Origin of the sequence: Enterococcus sp. DIV1206 (assembly GCF_051712485.1) — a bacterium.
GTDB classification, from domain to species: domain Bacteria; phylum Bacillota; class Bacilli; order Lactobacillales; family Enterococcaceae; genus Enterococcus; species Enterococcus faecalis.
Map to the genome: position 1 here is coordinate 212,501 of NZ_JBIOOZ010000001.1, position 25,063 is coordinate 237,563.

23 protein-coding genes and 24 tRNA genes (1 of these 47 only partly in view) are annotated in these 25,063 nt (G+C 39.3%); 43 read left to right on the forward strand and 4 right to left on the reverse strand.

All coding sequences use genetic code 11. The features are described 5' to 3' along the window. The 31 genes from IGK86_RS01020 to IGK86_RS01170 all read left to right on the forward strand — a co-directional run. Positions 1 to 72, forward strand: a tRNA-Lys gene (locus tag IGK86_RS01020) (it extends 1 nt beyond the left edge of the window). Between the two features lie 16 nt (positions 73 to 88). After that, positions 89 to 170 (forward strand) — tRNA-Leu (locus IGK86_RS01025). A gap of 6 nt (positions 171 to 176) precedes the next feature. Further along, positions 177 to 252 (forward strand) — tRNA-Thr (locus IGK86_RS01030). 4 nt (positions 253 to 256) lie between these two features. After that, a tRNA-Gly gene (locus tag IGK86_RS01035) sits at positions 257 to 328 on the forward strand. Positions 329 to 343: 15 nt separating this feature from the next. After that, positions 344 to 429, forward strand: a tRNA-Leu gene (locus IGK86_RS01040). 14 nt (positions 430 to 443) lie between these two features. Beyond that, positions 444 to 517: transfer RNA gene (locus IGK86_RS01045), tRNA-Arg, on the forward strand. An 11-nt stretch (positions 518 to 528) separates the two neighbouring features. Beyond that, a tRNA-Pro gene (locus IGK86_RS01050) sits at positions 529 to 602 on the forward strand. A gap of 13 nt (positions 603 to 615) precedes the next feature. Further along, positions 616 to 688 (forward strand) — tRNA-Ala (locus tag IGK86_RS01055). 23 nt (positions 689 to 711) lie between these two features. Beyond that, positions 712 to 785, forward strand: a tRNA-Met gene (locus IGK86_RS01060). A 20-nt stretch (positions 786 to 805) separates the two neighbouring features. After that, a tRNA-Ile gene (locus tag IGK86_RS01065) sits at positions 806 to 879 on the forward strand. A 33-nt stretch (positions 880 to 912) separates the two neighbouring features. Beyond that, a tRNA-Ser gene (locus tag IGK86_RS01070) sits at positions 913 to 1,002 on the forward strand. 33 nt (positions 1,003 to 1,035) lie between these two features. Then, a tRNA-Met gene (locus tag IGK86_RS01075) sits at positions 1,036 to 1,109 on the forward strand. Positions 1,110 to 1,147: 38 nt separating this feature from the next. Further along, a tRNA-Asp gene (locus tag IGK86_RS01080) sits at positions 1,148 to 1,224 on the forward strand. A gap of 1 nt (position 1,225) precedes the next feature. After that, positions 1,226 to 1,296, forward strand: a tRNA-Gly gene (locus IGK86_RS01085). A 9-nt stretch (positions 1,297 to 1,305) separates the two neighbouring features. Then, positions 1,306 to 1,379 (forward strand) — tRNA-Ile (locus IGK86_RS01090). 14 nt (positions 1,380 to 1,393) lie between these two features. Continuing rightward, a tRNA-Glu gene (locus IGK86_RS01095) sits at positions 1,394 to 1,465 on the forward strand. Positions 1,466 to 1,477: 12 nt separating this feature from the next. Then, positions 1,478 to 1,567: transfer RNA gene (locus IGK86_RS01100), tRNA-Ser, on the forward strand. Between the two features lie 33 nt (positions 1,568 to 1,600). Beyond that, positions 1,601 to 1,674 (forward strand) — tRNA-Met (locus IGK86_RS01105). 48 nt (positions 1,675 to 1,722) lie between these two features. Further along, positions 1,723 to 1,796, forward strand: a tRNA-Asp gene (locus tag IGK86_RS01110). A gap of 5 nt (positions 1,797 to 1,801) precedes the next feature. Further along, a tRNA-Phe gene (locus IGK86_RS01115) sits at positions 1,802 to 1,874 on the forward strand. A gap of 14 nt (positions 1,875 to 1,888) precedes the next feature. After that, a tRNA-Gly gene (locus tag IGK86_RS01120) sits at positions 1,889 to 1,959 on the forward strand. A gap of 13 nt (positions 1,960 to 1,972) precedes the next feature. After that, a tRNA-Ile gene (locus IGK86_RS01125) sits at positions 1,973 to 2,046 on the forward strand. 10 nt (positions 2,047 to 2,056) lie between these two features. After that, a tRNA-Ser gene (locus tag IGK86_RS01130) sits at positions 2,057 to 2,144 on the forward strand. Between the two features lie 15 nt (positions 2,145 to 2,159). Beyond that, positions 2,160 to 2,231: transfer RNA gene (locus IGK86_RS01135), tRNA-Glu, on the forward strand. 242 nt (positions 2,232 to 2,473) lie between these two features. Next, positions 2,474 to 3,316, forward strand: a complete 843-nt coding sequence (licT, locus tag IGK86_RS01140) for a BglG family transcription antiterminator LicT (RefSeq protein ID WP_002355181.1) — start codon at positions 2,474 to 2,476, stop codon at positions 3,314 to 3,316. A 73-nt stretch (positions 3,317 to 3,389) separates the two neighbouring features. Next, positions 3,390 to 5,288, forward strand: a complete 1,899-nt coding sequence (locus IGK86_RS01145; RefSeq protein ID WP_085406470.1) for a beta-glucoside-specific PTS transporter subunit IIABC — start codon at positions 3,390 to 3,392, stop codon at positions 5,286 to 5,288. A 23-nt stretch (positions 5,289 to 5,311) separates the two neighbouring features. After that, on the forward strand, positions 5,312 to 6,742 hold the full coding sequence (locus IGK86_RS01150; RefSeq protein WP_002375743.1) for a 6-phospho-beta-glucosidase: 1,431 nt from the start codon (positions 5,312 to 5,314) through the stop codon (positions 6,740 to 6,742). A 122-nt stretch (positions 6,743 to 6,864) separates the two neighbouring features. Continuing rightward, positions 6,865 to 8,331, forward strand: a complete 1,467-nt coding sequence (locus tag IGK86_RS01155) for a glycoside hydrolase family 1 protein (RefSeq protein WP_002373156.1) — start codon at positions 6,865 to 6,867, stop codon at positions 8,329 to 8,331. Positions 8,332 to 8,351: 20 nt separating this feature from the next. After that, entirely contained in the window at positions 8,352 to 9,170 is an 819-nt protein-coding gene (locus IGK86_RS01160; protein ID WP_016617432.1) for a histidine phosphatase family protein, read from the forward strand. Between the two features lie 618 nt (positions 9,171 to 9,788). Next, positions 9,789 to 10,403, forward strand: coding sequence for a hypothetical protein (locus IGK86_RS01165; RefSeq protein WP_002377892.1), 615 nt, complete (start codon positions 9,789 to 9,791; stop codon positions 10,401 to 10,403). Between the two features lie 478 nt (positions 10,404 to 10,881). Then, positions 10,882 to 11,625: an alpha/beta hydrolase gene (locus IGK86_RS01170; RefSeq protein WP_010707896.1), complete on the forward strand. Its 744-nt coding sequence runs from the start codon at positions 10,882 to 10,884 to the stop codon at positions 11,623 to 11,625. Positions 11,626 to 11,642: 17 nt separating this feature from the next. Here the strand turns inward: IGK86_RS01170 and IGK86_RS01175 are convergent, their stop codons facing one another. Further along, entirely contained in the window at positions 11,643 to 12,236 is a 594-nt protein-coding gene (locus tag IGK86_RS01175) for a bifunctional transcriptional activator/DNA repair enzyme AdaA (protein WP_016617431.1), read from the reverse strand. A gap of 110 nt (positions 12,237 to 12,346) precedes the next feature. On the opposite strand from IGK86_RS01175, the gene IGK86_RS01180 reads away from it, so the two are divergent. From IGK86_RS01180 to IGK86_RS01200, 5 genes are all read left to right on the forward strand, one after another. Then, positions 12,347 to 12,838 (forward strand): methylated-DNA--[protein]-cysteine S-methyltransferase, encoded by a 492-nt coding sequence (locus IGK86_RS01180; RefSeq protein WP_002366052.1) that lies wholly within the window; start codon positions 12,347 to 12,349, stop codon positions 12,836 to 12,838. Positions 12,839 to 12,850: 12 nt separating this feature from the next. Next, entirely contained in the window at positions 12,851 to 13,363 is a 513-nt protein-coding gene (locus tag IGK86_RS01185) for a DNA-3-methyladenine glycosylase I (RefSeq protein ID WP_002355189.1), read from the forward strand. Positions 13,364 to 13,375: 12 nt separating this feature from the next. Then, on the forward strand, positions 13,376 to 14,050 hold the full coding sequence (locus IGK86_RS01190; RefSeq protein ID WP_010713610.1) for an HD domain-containing protein: 675 nt from the start codon (positions 13,376 to 13,378) through the stop codon (positions 14,048 to 14,050). Between the two features lie 142 nt (positions 14,051 to 14,192). Continuing rightward, complete coding sequence (locus IGK86_RS01195; protein WP_002355191.1) at positions 14,193 to 15,128, forward strand: cation diffusion facilitator family transporter; 936 nt, start codon at positions 14,193 to 14,195, stop codon at positions 15,126 to 15,128. Between the two features lie 29 nt (positions 15,129 to 15,157). Next, a complete protein-coding gene (locus IGK86_RS01200; RefSeq protein WP_002355192.1) occupies positions 15,158 to 15,571 on the forward strand; it encodes a DUF4809 family protein in 414 nt (137 codons plus the stop codon). A gap of 98 nt (positions 15,572 to 15,669) precedes the next feature. On the opposite strand, the gene fabI is transcribed toward IGK86_RS01200, so the two are convergent. After that, entirely contained in the window at positions 15,670 to 16,422 is a 753-nt protein-coding gene (gene fabI / locus IGK86_RS01205) for an enoyl-ACP reductase FabI (protein WP_002355193.1), read from the reverse strand. A 297-nt stretch (positions 16,423 to 16,719) separates the two neighbouring features. On the opposite strand from fabI, the gene fabF reads away from it, so the two are divergent. The 3 genes from fabF to IGK86_RS01220 all read left to right on the forward strand — a co-directional run bounded on the left by fabF (position 16,720) and on the right by IGK86_RS01220 (position 19,507). Then, positions 16,720 to 17,958 carry a beta-ketoacyl-ACP synthase II gene (gene fabF / locus IGK86_RS01210; RefSeq protein WP_002355195.1) on the forward strand — a complete coding sequence of 413 codons (1,239 nt, stop codon included), beginning with the start codon at positions 16,720 to 16,722 and terminating at the stop codon, positions 17,956 to 17,958. A 1-nt stretch (position 17,959) separates the two neighbouring features. Beyond that, positions 17,960 to 18,394 (forward strand): 3-hydroxyacyl-ACP dehydratase FabZ, encoded by a 435-nt coding sequence (gene fabZ / locus IGK86_RS01215; protein WP_002355197.1) that lies wholly within the window; start codon positions 17,960 to 17,962, stop codon positions 18,392 to 18,394. A 144-nt stretch (positions 18,395 to 18,538) separates the two neighbouring features. Next, positions 18,539 to 19,507, forward strand: a complete 969-nt coding sequence (locus IGK86_RS01220) for a dihydroorotate oxidase (protein ID WP_002404623.1) — start codon at positions 18,539 to 18,541, stop codon at positions 19,505 to 19,507. 37 nt (positions 19,508 to 19,544) lie between these two features. Here the strand turns inward: IGK86_RS01220 and IGK86_RS01225 are convergent, their stop codons facing one another. Then, positions 19,545 to 20,192: a FusB/FusC family EF-G-binding protein gene (locus IGK86_RS01225; RefSeq protein WP_002361142.1), complete on the reverse strand. Its 648-nt coding sequence runs from the start codon at positions 20,190 to 20,192 to the stop codon at positions 19,545 to 19,547. A 354-nt stretch (positions 20,193 to 20,546) separates the two neighbouring features. Between IGK86_RS01225 and efp the strand changes: the two genes are divergently transcribed. From efp to IGK86_RS01245, 4 genes are all read left to right on the forward strand, one after another. Beyond that, complete coding sequence (efp, locus tag IGK86_RS01230; RefSeq protein WP_002355202.1) at positions 20,547 to 21,107, forward strand: elongation factor P; 561 nt, start codon at positions 20,547 to 20,549, stop codon at positions 21,105 to 21,107. A 168-nt stretch (positions 21,108 to 21,275) separates the two neighbouring features. Further along, positions 21,276 to 21,413 (forward strand): hypothetical protein, encoded by a 138-nt coding sequence (locus tag IGK86_RS01235; RefSeq protein ID WP_002366057.1) that lies wholly within the window; start codon positions 21,276 to 21,278, stop codon positions 21,411 to 21,413. Between the two features lie 89 nt (positions 21,414 to 21,502). Next, positions 21,503 to 22,420, forward strand: coding sequence for a PLP-dependent cysteine synthase family protein (locus IGK86_RS01240; protein WP_002361143.1), 918 nt, complete (start codon positions 21,503 to 21,505; stop codon positions 22,418 to 22,420). 13 nt (positions 22,421 to 22,433) lie between these two features. Continuing rightward, on the forward strand, positions 22,434 to 23,570 hold the full coding sequence (locus IGK86_RS01245; protein ID WP_010823393.1) for a cystathionine gamma-synthase: 1,137 nt from the start codon (positions 22,434 to 22,436) through the stop codon (positions 23,568 to 23,570). Between the two features lie 36 nt (positions 23,571 to 23,606). On the opposite strand, the gene genA is transcribed toward IGK86_RS01245, so the two are convergent. Next, positions 23,607 to 25,037, reverse strand: a complete 1,431-nt coding sequence (gene genA, locus IGK86_RS01250; RefSeq protein WP_002355206.1) for a 6-phospho-beta-glucosidase GenA — start codon at positions 25,035 to 25,037, stop codon at positions 23,607 to 23,609. Positions 25,038 to 25,063: the final 26 nt, after the last annotated feature.

Below are 25,063 nucleotides of genomic sequence, written 5' to 3' on the forward strand. Positions count from 1 at the left end.
AGCCGTTAGCTCAGTTGGTAGAGCATCTGACTTTTAATCAGAGGGTCACAGGTTCGAGCCCTGTACGGCTCATATTCATATTTCATTTGCGGGTGTGGCGGAATTGGCAGACGCACTAGATTTAGGATCTAGCGCCGCAAGGCGTGGGGGTTCAAGTCCCTTCACCCGCATATTTAGCCGGCTTAGCTCAGTTGGTAGAGCATCTGATTTGTAATCAGAGGGTCGAGGGTTCAAGTCCTTTAGCCGGCACCATTTTGCGGAAATAGCTCAGTGGTAGAGCACCACCTTGCCAAGGTGGGGGTCGCGGGTTCGAACCCCGTTTTCCGCTTAGCCAATTCATTACGCCGGGGTGGCGGAACTGGCAGACGCACAGGACTTAAAATCCTGCGGTGAGTGATCACCGTACCGGTTCGATTCCGGTCCTCGGCATTGTTTTATATTTAGCACCCATAGCTCAACTGGATAGAGTGTTTGACTACGAATCAAAAGGTTAGGGGTTCGACTCCCTTTGGGTGCATTAGTTATATACGGGAAGTAGCTCAGCTTGGTAGAGCACTTGGTTTGGGACCAAGGGGTCGCAGGTTCGAATCCTGTCTTCCCGATAATAATTTTCATGGGGCCTTAGCTCAGCTGGGAGAGCGCCTGCTTTGCACGCAGGAGGTCAGCGGTTCGATCCCGCTAGGCTCCATTCTTATTTTAATATAAGAGTTTCGCGGTGTAGCTCAGCTGGCTAGAGCGTCCGGTTCATACCCGGGAGGTCGGGGGTTCGATCCCCTCCGCCGCGATTATACATTTGGAAGAGCCTGGACCTTTAGCTCAGTTGGTTAGAGCAGACGGCTCATAACCGTCCGGTCGTAGGTTCGAGTCCTACAAGGTCCATTGTGACGTTGTTTATAGTTTTATTTTTATCATGGAGGATTACCCAAGTCCGGCTGAAGGGAACGGTCTTGAAAACCGTCAGGCGGGTAAAACCGTGCAAGGGTTCGAATCCCTTATCCTCCTTTCTTAGGAATTAAATTTCCTTGGTCTAATTATCGCGGGGTGGAGCAGTCAGGTAGCTCGTCGGGCTCATAACCCGAAGGTCGTAGGTTCAAATCCTGCCCCCGCAATTGCTTTTGATTTCAAAAGCACATAAAAAGAAAAGTATGGTTTGGTAGTTCAGCTGGTTAGAATGCCTGCCTGTCACGCAGGAGGTCGCGGGTTCGAGTCCCGTCCAGACCGCCATGCGGGTGTAGTTTAGTGGTAAAACCACAGCCTTCCAAGCTGTTGTCGCGAGTTCGATTCTCGTCACCCGCTTTTCTTTTTGGGCCTATAGCTCAGCTGGTTAGAGCGCACGCCTGATAAGCGTGAGGTCGATGGTTCGAGTCCATTTAGGCCCATAATTTTATAAAATGGCCCGTTGGTCAAGCGGTTAAGACACCGCCCTTTCACGGCGGTAACACGGGTTCGAGTCCCGTACGGGTCATAGTTTTGTTACGGAGGATTACCCAAGTCCGGCTGAAGGGAACGGTCTTGAAAACCGTCAGGCGGGTAAAACCGTGCAAGGGTTCGAATCCCTTATCCTCCTTTCTTAGGAATTAAGTTTCCTTGGTCTAATTATCGCGGGGTGGAGCAGTCAGGTAGCTCGTCGGGCTCATAACCCGAAGGTCGTAGGTTCAAATCCTGCCCCCGCAATTGCTTTTATTTTTTAAAGCATACATTTGCATAAAGCAAAAACGAATTGGTTTGGTAGTTCAGCTGGTTAGAATGCCTGCCTGTCACGCAGGAGGTCGCGGGTTCGAGTCCCGTCCAGACCGTTTTTGGCTCGGTAGCTCAGTTGGTAGAGCAATGGATTGAAGCTCCATGTGTCGGCAGTTCGATTCTGTCCCGCGCCATCCAAGAAAAATTTGCGGGTGTAGTTTAGTGGTAAAACCACAGCCTTCCAAGCTGTTGTCGCGAGTTCGATTCTCGTCACCCGCTTTTTTCTTATTTGGGGCCTATAGCTCAGCTGGTTAGAGCGCACGCCTGATAAGCGTGAGGTCGATGGTTCGAGTCCATTTAGGCCCATTTATTTCTTGGGGAAGTACTCAAGTGGCTGAAGAGGCGCCCCTGCTAAGGGTGTAGGTCGGGAAACCGGCGCGAGGGTTCAAATCCCTCCTTCTCCGTTTTTTCTTTTTAATGGCCCGTTGGTCAAGCGGTTAAGACACCGCCCTTTCACGGCGGTAACACGGGTTCGAGTCCCGTACGGGTCATAGTAAAGCATACAAACATTGTTTGTATGCTTTTTTTATTTTTATTACAAAAAAATGTCGTTGAAAGCGTTGACATTTGTTGTAAATATGTTATTCTTTGGATGTAGGGATAAGTAAATAGATGGATAGTGATTGTTTAAAGACAAGCTAAACCTAATTTTTTCATGAAGCGACATATGTGTCGTTCTTTTTGAAGAAATTGGGTTTTTCTTTTTTCAACGAAACACAAAGGAGGTGGGGCATTGATTATTCACAAAATTTTAAACAATAATGTGGTTATTACATTAGATGATGATAAACGAGAGCAAATTGTTATGGGCAAAGGAATTGCTTTTAAGAAACGCATTGGGGATTGGGTTCCTGATGAAAGTATCGATCAAGTTTTTTATTTAGCCAATCAAGAAACATCACTTAAGTTTCAAGAATTGTTAGGAAATATTCCTTTAGAGATGATGAAACTCTCGGATGACATTATTGTTTATGCAAAATCAACGTTGAAAAAGAGTTTGAATGATACCATTTATATTTCTCTGACGGATCATTTGTACACAGCTTTAGAAAGAAAAAAACAAGGAATTGCAATTAAGAATTTATTATTATGGGATATTAAACGTTTTTTTCCTGAAGAGTACGAAGTAGGAGTAAATGCTTTAAAAATGGTACAAAAGCGCGTAGGAATGGAATTGTCAACGGATGAGGCAGGTTTTATCGCATTGCACTTGGTGAATGCGGAGATGGAGGAAGAAGTCGGTAATATTTACGAATTGACAAAGTTGATGCAAGAGATTACAAATATCGTCAAATACTATTTTAAGGTAAGTTTTGATGAAGACTCTGTCTACTTTTATCGATTTAGCACACATTTAAAATTTTTCTGTTATCGCTTATTACACCAACGTGAAGTTGTCGAAAATGATGATGAAGAACTGTATGCGGTAATTAAAAAGAAATATCTCAACGCCTATCGTTGCGTGGAAAAGATCAGCTTGTATTTAAATGAGAACTATGACTATCAAGTTTCAAATGAAGAACGCTTGTACCTAACGATTCACATTGCACGAATTGTACAAACAACGGAACAATAAACGCACCACTTTGGATAGTGACATTCAGTTGGCTAAACCTTCAAATGAAAATAAATTTTTGGAGGAAAAAAAGATGGGAAAATATCATGAACTAGCAGAAAAAATTGTAAAAAATGTCGGTGGGCAAGAGAATATTAATAGTTTGACACATTGTATCACACGTCTTCGCTTCAAATTAAAAGATGAGAGTCAAGCGAATGATGATGTCTTAAAAAATATGGACGGTGTGGTAACTGTTATGAAAAGCGGTGGACAATACCAAGTCGTTATTGGGAACCATGTTCCAGCCGTTTACGAAGAAGTAGTTAGTATTGCAGGCTTGTCAGGAGAACGTGAAGAAGAAGCTTCCAGTGGGAATTTATTTGATCGCTTAATAGATATTTTAAGTGGTTGTTTCCAACCCTTTTTAGGGGCGTTAGCAGCGGCTGGGATGGTCAAAGGGTTAAATGCCTTATTGGTTTTCTTAAAGCTCTATACGGCTACGTCAGGGACTTATACCATGTTAAATGGGATTGGCGATGCAATTTTCTACTTTATGCCAGTTATTTTAGGTTATACAGCAGCTAAAAAATTCCGGTTGCATCCGATGGTAGGAATCGTGATTGGCGCAGCTTTATGTTACCCAACGATTCAAGGAAGTGCATTACAAACGGCCTTTGAAACAACAGCGGGAGCCGGAGCCGCAGCACCGTATAATTTATTCGGCTTACCTGCCTATAATACATTTATGGGGATTCCTTGGGTCGGTGCGAACTATACAAGTAGTGTCGTACCAATCATCTTCATTATTGCTTTTGCGGCACAAGTTCAAAAAGTGTTTAAACGGATTATTCCAGAAGTTGTTCAAACGTTCTTAGTACCGTTTTTCGTCTTGTTGATTGCCTTACCAATTGGTTTCTTAGTAATTGGGCCAATCGTTAGCATGCTAACAGATTTATTAAGCGCTGGCTTTACAGCATTAATGAGTTTCTCACCAGCTTTGTATGGTTTGATTCTTGGTTTCTTCTGGCAAGTCTTAGTTATTTTTGGGTTACATTGGAGCGTTGTGCCATTAGCTATTATGCAAGTGACACAAGAAGGTTCAAGCCAAGTATTAACGGGATCATTTGCAGCTAGTTTTGCGCAAACAGCGGTTGTTTTAGCGATGTTCTTCAAATTGAAAGATAAAAAGTTAAAAGCTTTGTGTCCGCCAGCAATTATCTCTGGTATTTTTGGTGTAACAGAGCCAGCAATTTATGGAATCACTTTACCAAAAAAGTGGCCATTTATTTATTCAATGATTGGTGGCGCTGTCGGTGGTTTATATTTGATGATCAACAATGTGACAGCTTATACAATGGGTGGTTTAGGAATTTTCGGTGTGCTAAACTTTATCAATGGTGATGATGCAAGTGGGATGATTCAGTCCTTTATTGCAATTGCCATTGCAGCGGTCGTTGGTTTTTGTCTAACATTCTTCTTCTGGAAAGACGATACAGTTGAGGAAGAAGAAGTGATTATTGATAAAACAACGATTAAAAAAGAAAATATTACAAGTCCAGTCAAAGGACGAGTGTTATCTTTAAAAAATGCAGAGGATCCTGCTTTTGCAAATGGAGCATTAGGAAATGGGGTCGTGATTGAACCAACGGAAGGCAAAGTGGTTGCACCCTTTGATGGAACGATTGTCACACTATTCCCAACAAAACATGCATTAGGTTTGATTTCAGATAACGGCACAGAATTATTGATTCATATTGGGATTGATACAGTTCAATTAGAAGGCGAAGGCTTTGAAGCTTTTGTAAAACAAGGTGACCGCGTGAAAAAAGGTCAAACATTAGTAACCTTTGATTTAGAAGGAATTAAAAAAGCTGGGTTTAGTACACAAATTCCAATCGTTGTGACGAATACAGCGGATTATTTAGATATTTTGGAAGTCGGCAGTAATGAAGTTTCAACAAGTGATGATTTGCTGACCGCTTTAATATAAAAAGATGTGGAGGAAGAGAATTTATGGCATTTAGAAAAGACTTTTTATGGGGTGGCGCAACAGCAGCCAATCAATGTGAAGGTGGCTATAACGAAGGCGGACGCGGTTTGGCAAACGTCGATTTAGCGCCAACGGGTCCAGATCGTTTTCCAGTAATCACTGGTGAAAAGAAAATGTTTAACTTTGATGAAGAACATTTCTATCCTGCACAAGAGGCAATTGATATGTATCATCGCTATAAAGAAGATATCGCCTTATTTGGTGAAATGGGTTTTAAAACATACCGTTTATCCATTGCTTGGAGTCGAATTTTTCCAATGGGAGATGAAACAGAGCCGAATGAAGAAGGCTTGAAGTTCTATGAAGACTTATTCAAAGAATGTCATAAATATGGGATTGAGCCACTAGTAACGATTACACACTTTGACTGCCCAATGCACTTAGTGGAAGAATATGGCGCTTGGCGTAGTCGTAAGTTAGTAGGTTTCTATGAAAATCTTTGCCGTGTAATTTTCAACCGATATAAAGGATTAGTCAAATATTGGTTAACATTTAACGAAATTAATATGATTTTACATGCACCATTTATGGGAGCAGGTCTATACTTTGAAGAAGGCGAAAACAAAGAACAAGTGAAATACCAAGCGGCCCATCATGAACTACTAGCAAGTGCAATTGCGACAAAAATTGCTCATGAGGTAGATCCTGAAAACCAAGTAGGTTGTATGTTAGCGGCTGGTTCCAACTACGCTTATACTTGTAAACCAGAAGATGTTTTCGCTGCTCGACAAGCAGATCGTGAAAATTATTTCTTTATTGATGTCCAATCACGTGGGGAATACCCTGCGTATGCTTTAAAAGAAATGGCCCGTAAAGGTATTCAAATTGAAATGGAAGAAGGCGACGAAGAACTTTTAAAAGAACATACGGTGGACTTCATTTCGTTCTCTTATTATTCTTCTCGTGTCACATCAACAGATCCAGAAATTAATGAGCAAACAGCTGGTAACATCTTTGCCTCTGTGAAAAATCCTTATTTAAAAGCCAGTGAATGGGGTTGGCAAATTGATCCACTTGGTTTGAGAATTACGATGAATGACTTATATGATCGTTATCAAAAACCACTATTCATTGTTGAAAATGGCTTAGGAGCGGTAGACACACCAGACGAAAATGGTGATGTAGTCGATGATTATCGTATCGATTATTTGGCGGCGCATATTCAAGCGATGAAAGATGCTGTTGAACAAGATGGTGTCGACTTGTTAGGCTATACGACTTGGGGCTGTATTGATTTAGTATCAGCTGGAACAGGTGAAATGAAAAAACGCTATGGCTTTATCTATGTGGATCGCGATAACGAAGGAAATGGTACGTTAAAACGAAGCAAGAAGAAATCGTTTGATTGGTACAAAAAAGTAATCGCAACAAATGGTGAAGATTTAAGTAATTAATAAAATTAGCAACTATTAAAGGGCGTTTGACGTTGGTAGAAAAAACAAGGACTCTTCTGCCAGCGTCAATTCCCTTGATGGTTTCTTTGTGATGCCTAAAAACAGAGGGAAAGAGGGGTTTTATGGGATTTCCAGAAAATTTTTTATGGGGCGGTGCAACAGCTGCTAACCAATATGAAGGTGGCTACCTTTCAGGAGGCAAAGGTCTGAGTACATTAGATGCAATTACTGGTGGTAGTCAAACAGAACCGCGACGGATTACGTATTTAACTAAAGAGGGCCAAAAAGCTTCGTGTACGCGCGATCAAGCATTACCCGAAGGAGCGATTGGCTATATCGATGAAGAATTATACTATCCTAGTCATGTAGCGACGGACTTTTACCATCATTACGAAGAAGATATCGCCTTATTTGCAGAAATGGGTTTCAAATGTTTTCGGCTGTCTATCGCCTGGAGCCGGATTTGCCCAAATGGAACAAAAGAGATTAATGAAGAAGGCTTAGCCTTTTATGATAAAGTTTTTGATACTTTGCTGCGCCATGGAATTGAGCCCGTTGTGACGATTAACCATTTTGATATTCCGATGTATTTGGCCGATGAATATGATGGTTGGAAAAATCGTGAAGTGATTGATTTCTTTGTTTTCTTTTGCGAAACCATTTTTACGCGTTATCAGGATAAAGTGAAGTATTGGATGACTTTTAATGAAATTAATTTTTTAAGAAGTTGGACGCAAATTGGGATTCACAATAATGATAAACAAAGTAAATATCAAGCAGCGCATCATCTATTTGTAGCAAGTGCGAAAGCCGTTGAATTAGGACATTCCATCAATCCAGATTTCCAAATTGGTATGATGGTGGCTTATATTCCAAGTTATCCTTTGTCCTGCAAACCTGAGGACGTGATGGCAGCTGTTCAATTTAACCGAGAGCAAGAATTTTATATGGATGTCCAGGCTAAGGGCTATTATCCAGCGCATAAGCTCAAAGAATTTGAGCGTGAAGGAATGACAATTCAAATGGAGTCAGAGGATTTAGCGATTATTCAAAAAGGAACAGTTGATTATATCGGGTTTAGTTATTATATGTCGACTGTTTCGACTGCTTATCCCGAAGAAGTAAAATATGTCGGAGGTAACCAAATGCCTGCGGTTAAAAATCCTTATTTGCAAGAATCTGAATGGGGCTGGGCTGTCGATCCTTTAGGGTTAAGAATTTCATTGTGTCAGTTGTCAGATCGTTACAATATGCCATTGTTTGTGGTTGAAAACGGGTTTGGCGCGGTGGACACATTGCAAGAGGATGGCTCGATTGTCGACGATTACCGCATTGATTATTTTAAACAACATATTGAAGCCATGAGAACCGCAGTAGAAGAAGACGGGGTTAACTTAATTGGTTATACGCCATGGGGTTGTATTGACTTAGTTTCAGCAGGGACTGGCGAAATGAAAAAACGTTACGGCTTTATCTATGTAGACATGGATGACGAAGGTCAGGGAACCTTGAAACGAACTAAGAAAAAATCATTTAATTGGTACAAACAAGTTATCGCTAGTAATGGTGAAAACTTAACAACTGAGTAGAAAATGAGGGGAAATAAAAAATGAAAAAACGATTGACGATTGTGGGGATGCTTTTTCTGGCCATTTTAGTAATGGTTGGTTGTGGTAAAAATCAGCAAGCAACGACAAAAGAAAAAGAGACAAAACCTGAAGAACTAACTCTTTACATTGTGCGCCATGGAAAAACCATGTTAAATACGACGGACCGCGTACAAGGATGGTCAGATGCGGTCTTAACACCAGAAGGTGAAAAAGTTGTGACAGCAACTGGGATTGGTTTGAAAGATGTTGCCTTTCAAAATGCATATAGTAGTGATAGTGGCCGCGCCTTGCAAACTGCTCAACTTATTTTAGATCAAAATAAAGCAGGCAAAGACCTTGAAGTCGTGCGTGACCCAGATTTACGTGAATTTAATTTTGGTAGCTATGAAGGGGATTTAAACAAGACAATGTGGCAGGATATTGCTGATGATCAAGATGTTTCCTTAGAAGAATTTATGAAAAACATGACCCCTGAATCCTTTGCCAACAGTGTAGCTAAACTGGATCAACAGCGCGAGGAAAGCAAGAATAACTGGCCTGCAGAAGACTATGCTACAATTACCAAACGTTTGAAAAAAGGCTTAGATAAAATTGTTGCCACAGAATCAGCCAATTCTGGGAATGGCAATGTTTTAGTGGTCTCTCATGGCTTGAGTATTTCAGCGTTGTTAGCAACTTTATTTGATGATTTTAAAGTCCCAGAAGGCGGTTTGAAGAATGCTAGTGTCACAACAATTCATTACAAAAATGGCGAATATACTTTGGATAAAGTCAATGATGTCAGCTACTTAGAAGCAGGCGAAAAAGAATCAAAATAATCTAAGGCATCGAGAAACAGTCTATTTAGGAGTTGGTGGAGCAATAAAAGGGTTGCTCCACCAACTCCTATTGTTTTTTATTAAAAGTGAAGGCTTACCTCATCACATTTTTAAATAGAAGTGGTTCGAGCTCAAAAATGATTTATCGCATAACTATGCTGACTAGATTTTGGACCGTTTTTTTTACTAACTGAATAAAAGCATGTTCTGATGGGGTATTTTTACATTTATATTAAGTAAAAATTAGAAATTATTTTTTTAATTAGTGAATCAACTATTAAATAAATAGCATGAAAACATTGTGACATGTATCTGTTAAAAACCAGTCCTTTTTATGACTATTGTTGTTTTAGTTAATGAAATAGGTTGTTATTTATTATCTAAATTGTATAAGGCTGTTACTATGCTTGCTTATATTAGTAATGTGTTCCTATAAAATAGAATAATAGCTATGTCTATTTAAAATAGTGTATGCTACTATTTTTTACAACAGACAAATTTATGAAAGGGAGGGAATTGATGAAGAAAGTACCATAGTATGTTTGTTGATCAGCAAAAATTAACAGTTGTTAGGTATTAAAAAATCGGATATCAAAGTAAAAGGAGGAGCTTTAAATTATGAAAAATAAATTTTTAATTTCTGTAGCTGTCTTAGGCATTTTAGGAATGACTATAATTCCTATGAGAGCTTTAGCAACCGACTCAACAAGTATTTTGGATTTTGGAGTTGTTTCAGTAGATAAAATTAATGAAACAATTACGGATATTGAAAATGAATATGGAACTTTAGATAAGGAAATGTTGCAGGCTAGTGAAAAATTAGAAGGCTATTTCGATACTGTTAATGGTGTTCTTGTAATTAACACAGATGTTGAGACTTTAGCTTCGGATTTAAATATTTCAGTTTCGGATGCGCAATTGATGATTGATGCTACAAATGAAATTGATTTAAATACACCACAATTATCCAGATTTGTAGGTGTATATATTAATTTAGGACCAAAAGTAAGAAAAATGAATGCATGGGCAGCTGGCGCATTTGTAGGTGGATATGTGGGCTGGTATGCCAAGCAATTTGCAGCAGCAGGACCAGTCGGTGCAGGTGTAGCAGCAGTTATAACAGCTGGAGCAGCTGCAACAGCAAAATGGGCAGTAGAAAACGGAATTAGAAGAATAAGTTTAGGGAAATATATCGGTGGCTGGAATTGGAACTATACAATTAATATTCCTTAGAGAGAAGTGTTAGAATGGCGAGGAAGCAATGGTTTATTGTTAAGTCAATGTTACTATCATTCCTTATTTTAGGAGTCCTTTCCTTCATTTTCAAAGAATATATTTTTGAAAATGTTGGTTTATTGAGGGCTTCGTTAGCTCTGATAGTATTTTTCATTGGCGAGTATATCTATTTAGACTATACTTTATCAAATAACAGGGCTTTATTGATCTGTTCGGTGTTGATATTTCTGCTTTCAGCTTCATTGTTATTTTAATAAGGGAAGTGTAGGAAAAATAAATGATGATTTGAGACGGTTATTATCAGCTACTTAGAAGCAGGCGAAAAAGAGACAAAATAATCCCTGGCGTCGAGAAACAGTCTATTTAGGAGTTGGTGGAGCAAGAAAAGGGTTGCTCCACCAACTCCTATTGTTGTGTTCTTTTTTTATTAAAGGTAGAATCAGAAAGAAGAATTTTTTCATTGGGAGGAAATGAGATGAAAAATAGAACAAAATCACGCTGGAAAAAAATTGTCCTAGGACTTGGGCTTTTTTTAGTAATCTTAGTCATCGGCCTGACTATTTTTATTAAAAATAGTACGTATCAAGCGACCGATTCGGCCTTAAAAATAAGTCAAAGTGCCACGCAAGAAAAAAACTATGATTATTACACAAACGGGCAAAAAAATGATACAGCACTGATTTTTTATCCAGGTGCATTGGTTGCGCCCGCTAGTTATAGTGAATGGGCGCAAGAAGTTGCTACGAAAGGTTATGATGTCTATATTGTTCATTTTCCTTTGAATTTAGCGGTTCTTGCACCAAATGCTGCAGAACAAATTATAAAGGATCATCCACAACAAAACTTCGTTTTGGCTGGGCATTCTCTGGGTGGTGTGATGGCTAGTCGTTTTGTAGCGGAAAATGAGCAACGAATCAAAGGCATGATTTATTTAGCCAGCTATCCTGACGAAAAAGGTGCACTAAACAAGCAAAATCTGCCGGTTCTGTCAATAACAGCCACAAACGATGGTGTTTTAAATTGGACTAGCTATCAAAAAGCCAAACAGTTTTTGCCAAAAGATACGCAGTATGTATCTATCGAAGGTGGGAATCATGCAGGGTTTGGTAATTACGGTGTCCAAAAAGGAGACAACAAAGCGACAATTTCTAATGAGCAACAGCAAACAGAAATCAGTCAATTGATTGTAGCGTGGCTACAATCACGCCCCAATAAATAATCCGATGAGCCGAAATGTTATTTTTTCGGCTCATTTTTACTGCGATAAACAGAGGGGGTTACGCCTGTTTCTTTTTTAAAAGTGGTGGCAAAATATGCTGCGGTTTGGAAGCCAACTTTTTTCGCGATTTGTTGAATCGTAAGGGGTGAATGGAGAAGCAATTCTTGGGCTTGCCTAATTCGGACACTTGTTAAATAAGCTGACGGGGTTTGTTTTGTCTGTTCCTTAAAGGTTCGCTGCAAATGAAAGGGACTACCGTGGCAGGCTTGCGCTAAATAGTCTAAACTTAATGGTTCCGCTGAATGCCGATCAATAAATTGCTTAATTTGAGCAACCCATTCCTCGTTAGGAACGACTTGCCCGGTTGGTTGACATCTTTTACATGGACGAAAACCAAGTGTTAAAGCTTCCTGAGCCGTTTTGAAGATCAGAACGTGGTTCTTGTTGGGCACACGGGAAGGGCACGAAGGACGACAAAAAATTTTCGTTGTGGTCACACCATAAAAAAAATCACCATCAAATTGCGTATTATTATTTTGAATGGCTTCCCAACGTTTCTGAGTAAGTCGATACGTTGTTTTCATTGTAAACACACCTCCCGTTTTCTTCATTGTAAAAGAATCCCTAATTAAAACAAGTAAAAAGTGATAGGAGCGCAAGATTTTGAAAGCCAAAAGAATTATAATGAAGATAAGAAAACACGAGAAAGAAGTGTAGACATATGGTAAAAAAGATTTATTATGCGCAACAAGAATGGCAGAACGATCACTATTATCTTGGTGTGACAGACGCTGGACTAGCTTTTGTAGGTTCAGCCAATCAATCGATAGAAGAGCTGAAAAACTGGTACCCTCAAGCACAATTAGAAGCTTCTGAAAAGAAAACTGCGCCTTATAAAGAAGCATTAATAAGTTATCTTAACCAACATTCGACAACGTTTGCTTGCCCCATAGACATCGAAGGAACGCCCTTTCAAAAAGAAGTTTGGCAGGCGTTGCAAGAAATACCTTATGGTGAGACAATGACCTATCAAGAAATTTCAGAAAAAATTGGGCGTCCACGTGCGGTTCGAGCAGTTGGCACAGCGATTGGGAAAAATCCTTTATTAATGGTCATTCCTTGCCATCGAGTCATCGGCAGCAAGGGACAATTAACCGGTTACCGTGGTGGTTTAGCAATGAAACAAGCATTATTAACATTTGAACAGTCTTAAAAGGAGGCGGCGATGAACAACTATCAATGGTATACAGAACAATGGGGAAAACCTACAAGAGAGGATGATTTGCTGTTTTTATTGTTGACGGTGGGTGTTTTTCAAGTTGGTTTAAGTTGGAAAGCAGCAGCAGGGAAAAAAGTAGCATTCATGAAAAATTTTTGCCAAATGAAGCCGGAAAAAGTTGCCGCGCTGTTGCCTGACGAAGTCGATCGAATAGTAGCTGATCCAGATATGATTCGCAATCGGCGCAAAATTGAAGCAACCATTAAAAATGCGCAAGCAATTTTAAAAGTACAAGAAGAATTTGGCAGTTTTGCCAATTATCTATGGCAATTTGTAAAAAACGTCCCCGTTTTATCTATTTATGAAGAAGCATACCAAGTCCCACGCACACAGCTTTTATCAGATAACGTAGCAAAAGACTTAAAAAAGAGAGGATTTTCTTTTGTAGGTCCGATTGTCACCAATATGTTTCTGAAAGCTAGCGGGATTATCCAAGTGGAAATTTTAAATCCAGAATAAAGGAGTGTTAGGATGTTTGAAAATGAATCTCTTAGTTTTGAAGAACAAACAATTATTCAAGCAGCAGAGCGTTATGTTCAACAAGAATTAGCCAACGAAGCAAGTGGCCATGACTGGTGGCATATTTATCGAGTGACACAATTAGCAAAAACAATTGCAGAGAAAGAACAAGCAAATTTATTTTTATGTATATTAACAGCATTGTTACATGATATTGGCGATGAAAAATTTAACGAAAGTGAAGAGGCTGGCTTGCTAAAGGTGCAACAATGGTTGGAAGCAAATAACGTATCAACAGGGCAAACGAATCACATCCTTTCCATTATTGCTAATATGTCCTTTAAAGGAGGAAATACTGGGAAAACAGTCACTACATTAGAAGGAAAAGTGGTCCAGGATGCGGATCGACTAGATGCCATCGGCGCAATTGGAATTGCACGGGTGATGGCTTATTCGGGAAATAAAGGCCGTTTAATTCACGATCCTCACAAACAACCTCGTGAACAGTTAACCCAAGAAGAATACCGGAATGGGGAAGATACTGCTATTATGCATTTTTATGAGAAACTTTTAAAGTTAAAGGAACAAATGAATACAAATTATGGTCGCTTATTGGCGGAAAAGCGTCATCAATTTATGGAACTTTATCTGGAGGAATTTTATCAAGAGTGGGATGGACACCGATAAATGAGGGTCAACTAAAACAGTCAGTACATTTCTTTTTGAATTTTAAGAGAACTCTTTTTTACAAATACCTCAGAAGTGGTAAAATGATGGATGAATAAACGGGTGGTTTATCTTAGTTTTACGTTACATATAGGAGGTAATTATGGAGACAAAAAAATCGAGTGGCATGTTTGCAGTTATTGCCGCACTGATTGCGAATATTTTAGTAGCGATTAGTAAATTTGTTGGTTTTGCTTTAAGTGGTAGTACCGCTATGATGAATGAAAGTATCCACAGTGTCGTGGACTGTAGTAATCAGGTGTTATTACTTTTTGGGAATAAGCGCGCTTCTCGTGGACAAAGTGCGTTACATCAATTTGGAGAAGGCCGTGCAAAATACTTTTTTAGTACAATTGTTGCAACGATGCTCTTTTTTGGTGGGGGCGCGTTAGGCGTAATGGAGGCTATTCAGAAGTTACTGCATCCCTCTCATGAAGTAGAAAATGTGGCTATTGTCATTGGTATTTTAATTTTTGGTTTGCTTGTGGAAGGTAGCTCTTTGCGTGTAGCGATGAAAGAAATCAAAGAATTGAATACAGAGAAGTTATCGCTCTTAAAATTTTTGCGAGAAAGTCGTCACAGTGAAATTTTAATTATTTTTACGGAAGACTTTTGTGCGGTTATTGGTTTGTGTTTAGCTTTGGTGGGAACCCTTTTAACAATGGTAACTGGGATTGCTGCATTTGATGCTATCAGTGGTTTACTGATTGGTTTACTATTAATGTGTGCAGCCATTTTCTTAGCGAAAGAATTTTATAGTTTGATTATTGGCGAAAGTGTGACCGCTACAGATTTAGCAAAAATTAAAACCGCATTTGATCGGGCGGATGTTGAAAAACTAATTGATGTAAAGACCGTTCATTTAGGCCCAACTGAAATTTTAGTAGCGGCAAAAATTGATGTGGTAGAACCAATGGAAGAAGATGCACCTGATGTTGTGAATGCGATTGAACGAGACATTCGCAGTAAAATGCCTGATAAAAAAATCTATATCTATATTGAAGTTGACGATTATGATGTGAATTACGTTCGTAAATAACAAATGAAAGAATAACTTTAAAAAACAATATGGGGGAAGAAACGATGCAAGAGGCAATTATAACAAGTACAGTAGATTTAACCAGTGGTGGTTGTAACGCCTGTGGTTTAGTGGAAGATACCGTCTACACATTAGCAATGAATGGAGTGGACATTCCGTTAGATGGCTTGACAGTTGCTCATCTAGTTTCTGCTGTTGTTGCCAGAAATGGATTTAAACAGGAGCTACAAATGGATATGCTAGATGACGAATATATCCTTTATCGAAAAGAAGACACAGCAGTAACCTTTAAAGAAGCGTACAATCATTTAAGCTACGATAACGGTTCTGAAAAAATCCAATCTAAAAATAAACTGGAAGATTTACCAGAACTTTTTGAACAAGTCAATCAAATTCTAACAACTGTTTTTGGAATTGAAACTGTCAATTTTATTATAGAATAAAGTAAAAAATAGAACAGAAATTGGACAATCAATGAGTGAAAGAGATTGTCCAATCTCTGTTTTTTAATGTATAAATAGAAAATAAAGACAAAAAATGATTAAGTTAAGTGAACGCCTTTATCGACATAAATGATGTCACCGACCACACCACTAGCTAGTTCACTGACTAAAAAGGCACAAGTGTTTCCGACTTCTTCAATGGTTACACCTGTTTTATCTGGTGTCCGCTCATTAGAAATACTAATCAATTGATCGTAGTCTTTTACACCAGTCACAGCCAATGTTTTAATCGCTCCTGCGGAGATTCCGTTGACACGAACTTTATCTGCAGCTAATTCAAAAGCTAAATATTTCACGGCAGTTTCTAAAGATGCTTTAGCAATCCCCATCATATTATAGTTAGGAATCGCACGTTCGGAACCTAAATACGTCAATGTGACAATTCCTGAACCAGGATTTAACAAAGGTTTCGCATAATGAGTGACTGCTAAAAGAGAGTAGCTACTAATATCTTGTGCTAATAGGAAACCATCACGAGTGATGTCACTAACGTTTCCAGACAATTCTTCTTTTTTGGCAAAAGCAATCGCATGGACTAGTCCATCGATCGTGCCCACTTCATTTTTAATTGTTTCAAAGGCTGCTTGAATGGACGCATCAGAAGCAACATCGCACTCCACCAACAAATCATTTTCATCTGCTAATTTAACCACTTGCTTTTTCATGCGTTCGTTTTGATACGTATAAATAACATTGGCCCCTTGATCTTTTAATGCTTTTGCACAGCCCCAAGCAATACTTTTTTTGTTGGCAACACCCATTACGACGACATTCTTATTTTGTAAAAACATATAAAATCTCCTTTAATAAAAAATTTTTGTTGATAGAATAGGCTTTTCTTCATCAAAATGTAAAAGTTACATTTATTGAGTTGACGAATAAAATTTCAACTGGTATTATCTGTGTGAGAATGATAACAAAATCTTCTCAATTTTCTAATCTTGAAAAAAACAGACATTTTTCCTGATGTCTGAATTATTAACCAAAATACTTTGAAAGTCAAACTATTTTTCTTGTTTTTTGAGAAAAAGTGCTGGAAACCGCATGAAATAATAGTTTGATAATCAAAATAAACTCGGAGGTACAGTATGAAAAGAGTGGTCATAACCGGCATGGGTGCCGTAACACCATTAGGCAATACCGTAAAAGAATTTTGGCATAATCTAGTGGATGGCAAGCTAGGAATTGGCAAAATTACTAAATTTGATTCTGAAGATACTGGGGTGGCTTTGGCTGGTGAAGTGAAAGAGTTTGACCCAAGTGCTGTTTTAGAACGCAAAGAGCAAAAAAGAATGGACTTATTTTCTCAATATGGCTTGGTCGCTGCTTTAGAAGCGTGGGAAATGAGTGGTTTAACAGAAGCAATGATTGACCCGACTCGTTTAGGTGTGATTGTCGGTAGTGGGATTGGCGGGATGACTACCTTACAAGACCAAGTACGGGTAATGGATAAAAAAGGCGCAAAACGCGTAACACCATTTTTCGTGCCCATGGTAATTGCTAATATGGCAGCGGGAAATATTTCGATTCGTCTAGGTGCAAAAGGACCTTCTCAAACTATCGTGACTGCTTGTGCTTCTGCGACGAATGCGATTGGTGAAGCTTTTCGCACGATTAAATATGGTTTAGCGGACATGATGGTAACTGGGGGGACAGAAGCCACAGTATGTGAAATTGGGATTGCAGGCTTTGCAGCATTGAATGCTTTAAATACAACAGAAGATGCGACTCGGGCTTCGATTCCTTTTGATAAAGAACGAAAAGGTTTTGTGATGGGTGAAGGCGCAGGAATGCTGATTTTAGAAGAACTCGAGCATGCACAGAAACGTGGCGCAACTATCTACGGCGAAATTGTTGGCTATGGCAGCAACTGTGATGCTAGCCACATGACCGCTCCTTTAAAAGACGGTAGTGGCGCGGCGGCTGCGATGGAAATGGCGATTGCAGAAGCAGGGATTACACCGGAACAAATTGGGTATATCAATGCTCATGGTACGTCAACCCCGGCGAATGACGCTGCGGAAACAACGGCCATCAAACGTGTCTTTGGTGAGCGAGCATCGCAAATTCCAATTTCAAGTACAAAGAGTATGACTGGACATTTATTGGGCGCGGCTGGCGGTATCGAAGCGATTGCTTGTGTACAAACATTGCAAGAAGGAAAAGCTCATCCGACAGTAGGCTACCAAGTTGCTGATCCAGATTGTGATTTAGATTATGTCACAGAAGGTGCACGTGACATTACAGCGGACTATACAATTAGTAATTCGTTTGGCTTTGGTGGCCATAATGGTGTAATTTGCTTGAAGAAATGGGAGGAAAACTAGTATGAAAAAAGTAATGACTGCAACAGAAATTATGGAAATGATTCCTAATCGCTATCCGATTTGTTATATTGATTATGTGGATGAAATTATTCCAAATGAAAAGATTATTGCAACAAAAAATGTAACAATTAACGAAGAATTTTTCCAAGGACATTTCCCTGGAAATCCAACAATGCCAGGCGTTTTGATTATTGAAGCATTGGCACAAGTAGGTTCGATTTTAATCTTAAAAATGGATCAATTTGAAGGTGAAACAGCCTATATTGGCGGTATCAACAAAGCCAAATTCCGTCAAAAAGTGGTCCCTGGTGATGTCTTGAAATTACATTTTGAAATCGTCAAATTACGTGACTTTGTCGGCATCGGCAAAGCGACTGCTTACGTGGAAGATAAAAAGGTCTGCGAATGTGAATTGACGTTTATTGTGGGACGATAAGAATCAATCAATTTTGGATACGTTAGTTTCCCTAAGAAAAGGAATAAGTCACAATGGCTTATTCCTTTTTAAATTTATATAAATAACACTAACGCAAAAAAACATGCTATAATCATAAAAAGCTTATGTGAAGGTGGTAAGCTTATGAGTAAAACAATTTACAGGAGGGTTTTTCTTTTGGATATTTCAGTAGAGTTTTCGGGACATAAATTGGCGAATGTGTTAATGAACGCATCAGGCATTCATTGTATGACAATTAAGGAAATGGATGAGTTAGCGGCTTCTCAAGCAGGTGCTTTTGTCGCTAAGACGGCAACACCTAATCCTCGTCAGGGCAATGAGGAGCCTCGGTATTTTGATACACCATTAGGAAGTATTAACTCAATGGGCTTGCCTAATTTAGGGATTGATTATTATTTAGATTATCAGATTGCACGTCAAAAGGAATTTCCTGAGGAGTTACGCTTTTTATCTGTATCTGGTATGAATTATGAGGAAAATATCGCTATTTTAAAAAAAGTGCAAGAAAGTGAATACACAGGAGTGACAGAATTTAATTTGTCTTGTCCCAATTTGCCTGGTAAACCGCAAATTGCTTATGATTTTGAATTAACAGAAAAGCTTTTAACAGAAGTTTTCCAATTTTTTACTAAACCATTAGGTGTAAAATTACCCCCATTTTTTGATATTGCACATTTTGACGCAATGGCTGAAATTTTAAATAAATTCCCTTTAGTATACGTGAATAGTATTAATAGCATCGGTAATGGTTTATATATTGACAGTGACAAGGAAGAAGTGGTCATTAAACCAAAAGGAGGCTTCGGTGGACTGGGCGGCGAATATGTCAAACCAACAGCGTTAGCCAATGTTCGTGCGTTTGCGCAACGTTTGAAACCAGAAATCAAAATTATTGGAACGGGCGGTATTACATGCGGAAAAGATGTTTTTGAGCATCTTTTATGTGGTGCGACATTAGTACAAGTCGGCACACAATTGCATCAAGAAGGTCCACAAGTTTTTGCGCGTCTAGCCAAAGAATTACAAGAAATCATGGCAGCAAAAGGTTATGAAAGTATTGAAGAATTTCGTGGGAAATTGAAAGAGATGTAACAAAAAACCGTCAAGAAATTTTCTTGACGGTTTTTTGTTATTTCACAGCCTTAACATTTTCCATAAAGGCTTCCAAATATTCAGGTTGTGTTAATTGTTGGTTACAGGTGTCGCTATCATGGCAAATGTAATTGCCTTTTTTCGTGTAGGTTCCGTCGCCGCCTGATTTGGTGGTAGCTAGGAACATAGACACATTCGTGATTGTTTGACAGATGGAGCAAACACCTTTAACAATGGTGGGTGAAAGGGTGCCGTGGACGCCGATCAATTTATTTTCTCGATAAGCTAAGATAAATTTTTTCTGAGTCCCAGCGTCGTTCCAACCGACATAGGTATTGTTCCGTAAATCCATGTTTTCCCATTCAGGAATCTTTAACTTTTTCACTTTGCGAAAGACTTTCGTCACTTGTGGTGTTGAAGGTTCCTTAAAGGGCAGCACGGTTTCTTTTAATTCGTCTAAATATTTTTCAGCACGTGCGCGTGTTAAACGACGATCCATCACTTTGTCCAACAAAATCGTAACAGCAGGGTGTTCTTCTGGAAATAACCCATTGATTTTTTCGACACATAGGGCCTGGACAGTTTTGACAGTCGTAGCATCGTTAACAGACGTATAGGTATTTAGTAACACAGCGACTTGTTCTTTAATTATGTTAAATTGGTAAGGTTGAATAGTTGGGTTCATGATTTTAAATTCCTTTCAAATAGACCGAGTACATACGCTGAAAGGCAATTTGTCTCACCAACGTATGTTTAGTGACAGACAACCTCATGTGTTTTTGATAAAGATAGCGTTTGACGTATCATATCATCACCCCCTTTAATGATTGATTTTTTCTATGTAAAAAGTGAAAATAATTGATGAAAGCTTGGTAATTCTAACGCAATTCAAGAAAAAAGGCAAGTTAAACTCGTTTTATTTCTCAATTCAATGTCTGGGGAGTGATAAACTTCTAAAAAAGATACGTGATTTCCTAGATTAATCCTAGGTTATTTGCTACAATAATGAAGAATTAACCAGAGAAAAGGAGAAATTACAATGATTGCAGCAAGCGATTTAAAAGCCGGTATGACTTTTGAGCAAGACGGCAAATTAATTAAAGTAATGGAAGCTAGCCACCACAAACCAGGTAAAGGTAATACGGTTATGCGTATGAAATTAAAAGATGTTCGTACGGGTTCAACAACAGATACAACAATGCGCCCAGATGAAAAAGTGAAAAAAGCGCACATCGATACAAAACCGGTTCAATATTTATACAGCCAAGATGATATGGCTATTTTCATGGATTTAGAAACATATGAACAATATGAAGTACCAACTGCTTTAATTGAAGAAGAACTAAAATATTTATTAGAAAATATGGAAGTAAAAATTCAATTTTATGGTGAAGAAGTCATTGGTTTAACTTTACCAACAACGGTAATCTTACGTGTTGCTGAAACACAACCTTCAATCAAAGGCGCAACAGTAACTGGTTCTGGTAAACCCGCTACAATGGAAACAGGATTAGTTGTTAACGTTCCAGATTTTGTTGAAGCAGACGAATTATTAGAAATCAATACTGCGGAAGGTACGTATTTAAAACGTGCTAAATAAGTAGCAGAAAAACAGAAGGCTAGCCTTCTGTTTTTTTTGGTCTATTAATTCTTTTGCCTATAAGAAAACCATTGGTGTGATAGGAAATAGCAATCGTTAGAATCGTTGACACTAGAAAATGGGAAATGGTATAGTTTGGTCAACACATGACGAAGGAGGAAATCAACCATGACGAAAAAACAAGCTAGCCTTTTTTTGGAAACGGAAAGCTGTTGTTGTATGGTGCAAAATAGTGCAGCATACTCTTTTGTGATGGGGAAAACCTCCGTTATTTCTGAAAAATTGCCTAACACGATTCCTCTCTGAATCTAGACAACCAGAAATAAACAAAAAAGGTGCTGATGCGATCAGCACCTTTTTGTTTTATGTACATGTATTAGAAGGAGGAATTCGCTATGATTGTTCAGTCAATTTTAGACACAATCGGAGCAACACCATTATTTGAATTTACAAGTGAACAATATCCTATGCCAGAAGGCACTAAAATTTATGCGAAACTAGAATATTTGAATCCAGGTGGCAGCGTCAAAGATCGGCTTGGTGTGCATCTTCTCAAAGAAGCAATGAAAACGGGAAAGATAAATCAAGCCACAACAATTATTGAACCGACAGCGGGGAATACAGGGATTGGCCTGGCATTAGCTGCCAGTCAACTGGGCCTCAAGACAATCTTTGTTGTGCCAGAAAAATTTAGTCAGGAAAAACAACAGCTGATGCAAGCGTTAGGTGCTAAAATTGTCCCTTCGCCAACAGAGCAAGGGATTGTCGGAGCGATAACTAGTGCCCAAGACTTAGCCAAGGAAATTCCTAATAGTTACGTGCCGTTACAATTTGAAAATCCGGATAATCCTGCTGCTTACTACGAAGGATTAGGACCTGAAATTGTTCAAGACCTAGGCGGGAAGATTACTAGCTTTGTCGCAGGTTTAGGCAGTGGTGGAACGTTTGCAGGTGTTGGCAGATATCTCAAAGAACAAAATAGTAAGACGCAATTATGGGGCGTGGAGCCAGAAGGTTCGATTTTAAATGGCGGACCTGCACACGGACATGAAATCGAAGGCATTGGTGTGGAGTTCGTGCCGCCTTTTCTTAAACAGATTCCTGTGGACGGCTTTTATACCATTTCAGACGAGGATGGTTTTTTCTGGGTCAAACAATTAGCCAAGAAAAGCGCTTTGCTGGTGGGAAGCTCCAGCGGCGCAGCGTTTGCGGCGGCATTAAGAGAGGCGCGCCGCTTACCAGCAGGCAGCACAATTGTAACTATTTTTCCTGACGGTAGTGACCGTTATTTATCAAAAAATATTTATTCTTAGGAGGAAAACTTTTATGAAATTCAATACCAAATTGATTCATGGCGGCATTAGCAAAGACGCAACAACAGGTGCAGTGAGTGTTCCTATTTATCAAACGTCAACCTTTGAACAAAATGGCGTGGGCCAGCCAAAAGAATATGAATATTCTCGTTCAGGTAATCCCACACGTCACGCGTTAGAAACCTTAATCGCTGAGTTAGAAGGTGGGAGCCATGGCTTTGCGTTTAGCTCAGGCTTAGCTGGTATCCATGCAATCATTTCTATGTTTGGACCCGAAGATCATATTTTATTAGGTGATGATGTCTATGGGGGGAGTTTCCGTTTATTGGATAAAGTATTTGTAGCAAATGGGTTAAGCTACACGATTGTAAACGCCAGCGACTTATCAACAATTGAAGCCGCAATTCAGCCAAATACAAAAGCCTTGTTTTTGGAAACACCAAGTAATCCACTGTTAAAAATTACAGATATTGAAGCGGCGGCTAAGCTTGCTAAAAAACATCAGTTGTTAACCATTGTCGATAATACGTTTGCGACGCCTTATTTTCAACGGCCGTTAGCGTTAGGTGCTGATATTGTGGTTCACAGCGGGACAAAATATTTAGGGGGCCATAGTGATGTAGTTTCTGGTTTAGTCGTAACGAATCATCCAGAAAGCGCAGAAAAGATTGCCTTTTTACAAAATGCGATTGGCGCTGTTTTAGGACCACATGATAGTTGGTTGGTCCAACGTAGTTTAAAAACATTAGGCGTCCGGATGGCAGCGCATGCCCAAAATGCTCAAAAAATCGCAGAATTTTTAGAAGCGCATCCAGCTGTAGCAACGGTGTATTATCCAGGACTAGCGAGTCATCCTGGTCACGAAATTGCGCAAAAACAGATGTCGGGGTTTAGTGGTATGATTTCTTTTGAATTAGCCAAGGATGAGCAAGTCGTTCCTTTCGTAGAAACGTTGGAAATTTTTACTTTAGCGGAAAGTTTAGGTGGCGTAGAAAGTTTAATTGAAGTACCTGCCATTATGACTCACGCATCTATTCCCAAAGAAAATCGTGAAGCTGTGGGAATTAAAGATGGACTCATTCGTTTATCTGTAGGAATTGAAGCAGTCGAAGATTTATTGGCTGATTTAGAAAAGGGATTACAAGCATAAACAAAAGGCCCTCGTCTTTAGACGAAGGCCTTTTGTTTATAATTCTTCTCCATTCGTAGCAATCACTTGTTGATACCAAGCAAACGATTTTTTCTTTCGCCGTTCCAACGTTCCGTGACCATCGTTGTCCTTATCTACATAAATGAAGCCATACCGTTTCTTCATTTCGCCTGTACTAGCGCTCACTAAATCGATGAATCCCCAAGGTGTATAGCCCATCAAATCAATGCCGTCATACGCAACGGCTTCTTTCATCATCTCGATATGTTCACGTAAATAAGCGATTCGGTAAGTGTCGTTAATCGTTCCGTCTGGTTCTAGCTCATCAATAGCACCAAAGCCATTTTCAACAATAAAGAGTGGTAATTCATACCGATCATTGAACCAATTCATTGCATAGCGTAAGCCCATAGGATCGATTTGCCAGCCCCAATCAGATGTTGCTACATAAGGATTTCGCACCAAGTCTTTTGCTTCATTGTAGTCAAAAGTAGGGGCCTTTTCTGCACCTTTCACAGCAAACGACATGTAATAGCTAAAGCCAATATAATCAACACAGCCATTAGCTAAATCAGTTAAATCTTCTTCTGTGACATCTAATGAAATGTTTTTTCGTTTCAAATAGCATTGAATTGCACTTGGATAATGACCGCGGACATGAACATCGGTAAACCAATAACGTTTTTGCATTGCGCTAACACTCATCATCATATCCTCAGGATTACAAGAATAAGGATAAATAGGCACCATCGCAATCATACAGCCAATTTGGAAGTCGGGATTGATAGCGTGGCCAATTTTCACTGCACGTGCGCTAGCGACTAGTTCATAATGAGCAGCCTGATACATAATTGCTTCGCGGTCTTCTCCTTCCTGGTAAGCAATACCAGAGTTAGTAAAAGGTGCAAAATCTTCTTCATAATTGGCTTGGTTGTTAATTTCGTTAAAGGTCATCCAATATTTGACTTTTTTCTGGTAACGAGTGAAACAGACTTCAGCAAATTTGACAAAAAAATCAATGACTTGGCGATTGCGAAAGCCGCCATATTTTGTGACTAAATGATAAGGCATTTCAAAGTGAGACAGTGTCACGACTGGCTCAATGCCATTTTTCAAACACTCGTCAAAAAGTGCATCATAAAAACGAAGGCCTTCTTCATTGGGCGTTTCTTCATCTCCGTTAGGAAAAATTCGTGTCCAAGCAATAGAGGTTCGGAAACAATTTAAACCAAGTTCTTTGAATAGTTGAATATCTTCTTGATAGCGATGGTAAAAATCAATCGCTTCATGGTTAGGATAGTGTTCATCTGGTAAAACGCCTGCGGTAATTTTACGAGGAACGCCATGTGCACCAGCAGTCATTACATCCGCCACGCTCACCCCTTTACCGCCTTGGTCCCAGCCTCCTTCTAATTGATGAGCAGCGACAGCGCCGCCCCAAAGAAAATCATTTTTCAAAATTGACATATCGTTTCAGTCCTTTGTTCAAATTT

Excerpts from the sequence above, each read along its gene's own strand:
- IGK86_RS01145 (WP_085406470.1), top strand. The coding sequence starts at position 3,390 with ATGGGAAAATATCATGAACTAGCAGAAAAAATTGTAAAAAATGTCGGT.
- IGK86_RS01150 (WP_002375743.1), top strand. The coding sequence starts at position 5,312 with ATGGCATTTAGAAAAGACTTTTTATGGGGTGGCGCAACAGCAGCCAAT.
- IGK86_RS01155 (WP_002373156.1), top strand. The coding sequence starts at position 6,865 with ATGGGATTTCCAGAAAATTTTTTATGGGGCGGTGCAACAGCTGCTAAC.
- IGK86_RS01160 (WP_016617432.1), top strand. The coding sequence starts at position 8,352 with ATGAAAAAACGATTGACGATTGTGGGGATGCTTTTTCTGGCCATTTTA.
- IGK86_RS01165 (WP_002377892.1), top strand. The coding sequence starts at position 9,789 with ATGAAAAATAAATTTTTAATTTCTGTAGCTGTCTTAGGCATTTTAGGA.
- IGK86_RS01170 (WP_010707896.1), top strand. The coding sequence starts at position 10,882 with ATGAAAAATAGAACAAAATCACGCTGGAAAAAAATTGTCCTAGGACTT.
- IGK86_RS01175 (WP_016617431.1), bottom strand. The coding sequence starts at position 12,236 with ATGAAGAAAACGGGAGGTGTGTTTACAATGAAAACAACGTATCGACTT.
- IGK86_RS01180 (WP_002366052.1), top strand. The coding sequence starts at position 12,347 with ATGGTAAAAAAGATTTATTATGCGCAACAAGAATGGCAGAACGATCAC.
- IGK86_RS01185 (WP_002355189.1), top strand. The coding sequence starts at position 12,851 with ATGAACAACTATCAATGGTATACAGAACAATGGGGAAAACCTACAAGA.
- IGK86_RS01190 (WP_010713610.1), top strand. The coding sequence starts at position 13,376 with ATGTTTGAAAATGAATCTCTTAGTTTTGAAGAACAAACAATTATTCAA.
- IGK86_RS01195 (WP_002355191.1), top strand. The coding sequence starts at position 14,193 with ATGGAGACAAAAAAATCGAGTGGCATGTTTGCAGTTATTGCCGCACTG.
- IGK86_RS01200 (WP_002355192.1), top strand. The coding sequence starts at position 15,158 with ATGGGGGAAGAAACGATGCAAGAGGCAATTATAACAAGTACAGTAGAT.
- fabI (WP_002355193.1), bottom strand. The coding sequence starts at position 16,422 with ATGTTTTTACAAAATAAGAATGTCGTCGTAATGGGTGTTGCCAACAAA.
- fabF (WP_002355195.1), top strand. The coding sequence starts at position 16,720 with ATGAAAAGAGTGGTCATAACCGGCATGGGTGCCGTAACACCATTAGGC.
- fabZ (WP_002355197.1), top strand. The coding sequence starts at position 17,960 with ATGAAAAAAGTAATGACTGCAACAGAAATTATGGAAATGATTCCTAAT.
- IGK86_RS01220 (WP_002404623.1), top strand. The coding sequence starts at position 18,539 with ATGAGTAAAACAATTTACAGGAGGGTTTTTCTTTTGGATATTTCAGTA.
- IGK86_RS01225 (WP_002361142.1), bottom strand. The coding sequence starts at position 20,192 with ATGAACCCAACTATTCAACCTTACCAATTTAACATAATTAAAGAACAA.
- efp (WP_002355202.1), top strand. The coding sequence starts at position 20,547 with ATGATTGCAGCAAGCGATTTAAAAGCCGGTATGACTTTTGAGCAAGAC.
- IGK86_RS01235 (WP_002366057.1), top strand. The coding sequence starts at position 21,276 with ATGACGAAAAAACAAGCTAGCCTTTTTTTGGAAACGGAAAGCTGTTGT.
- IGK86_RS01240 (WP_002361143.1), top strand. The coding sequence starts at position 21,503 with ATGATTGTTCAGTCAATTTTAGACACAATCGGAGCAACACCATTATTT.
- IGK86_RS01245 (WP_010823393.1), top strand. The coding sequence starts at position 22,434 with ATGAAATTCAATACCAAATTGATTCATGGCGGCATTAGCAAAGACGCA.
- genA (WP_002355206.1), bottom strand. The coding sequence starts at position 25,037 with ATGTCAATTTTGAAAAATGATTTTCTTTGGGGCGGCGCTGTCGCTGCT.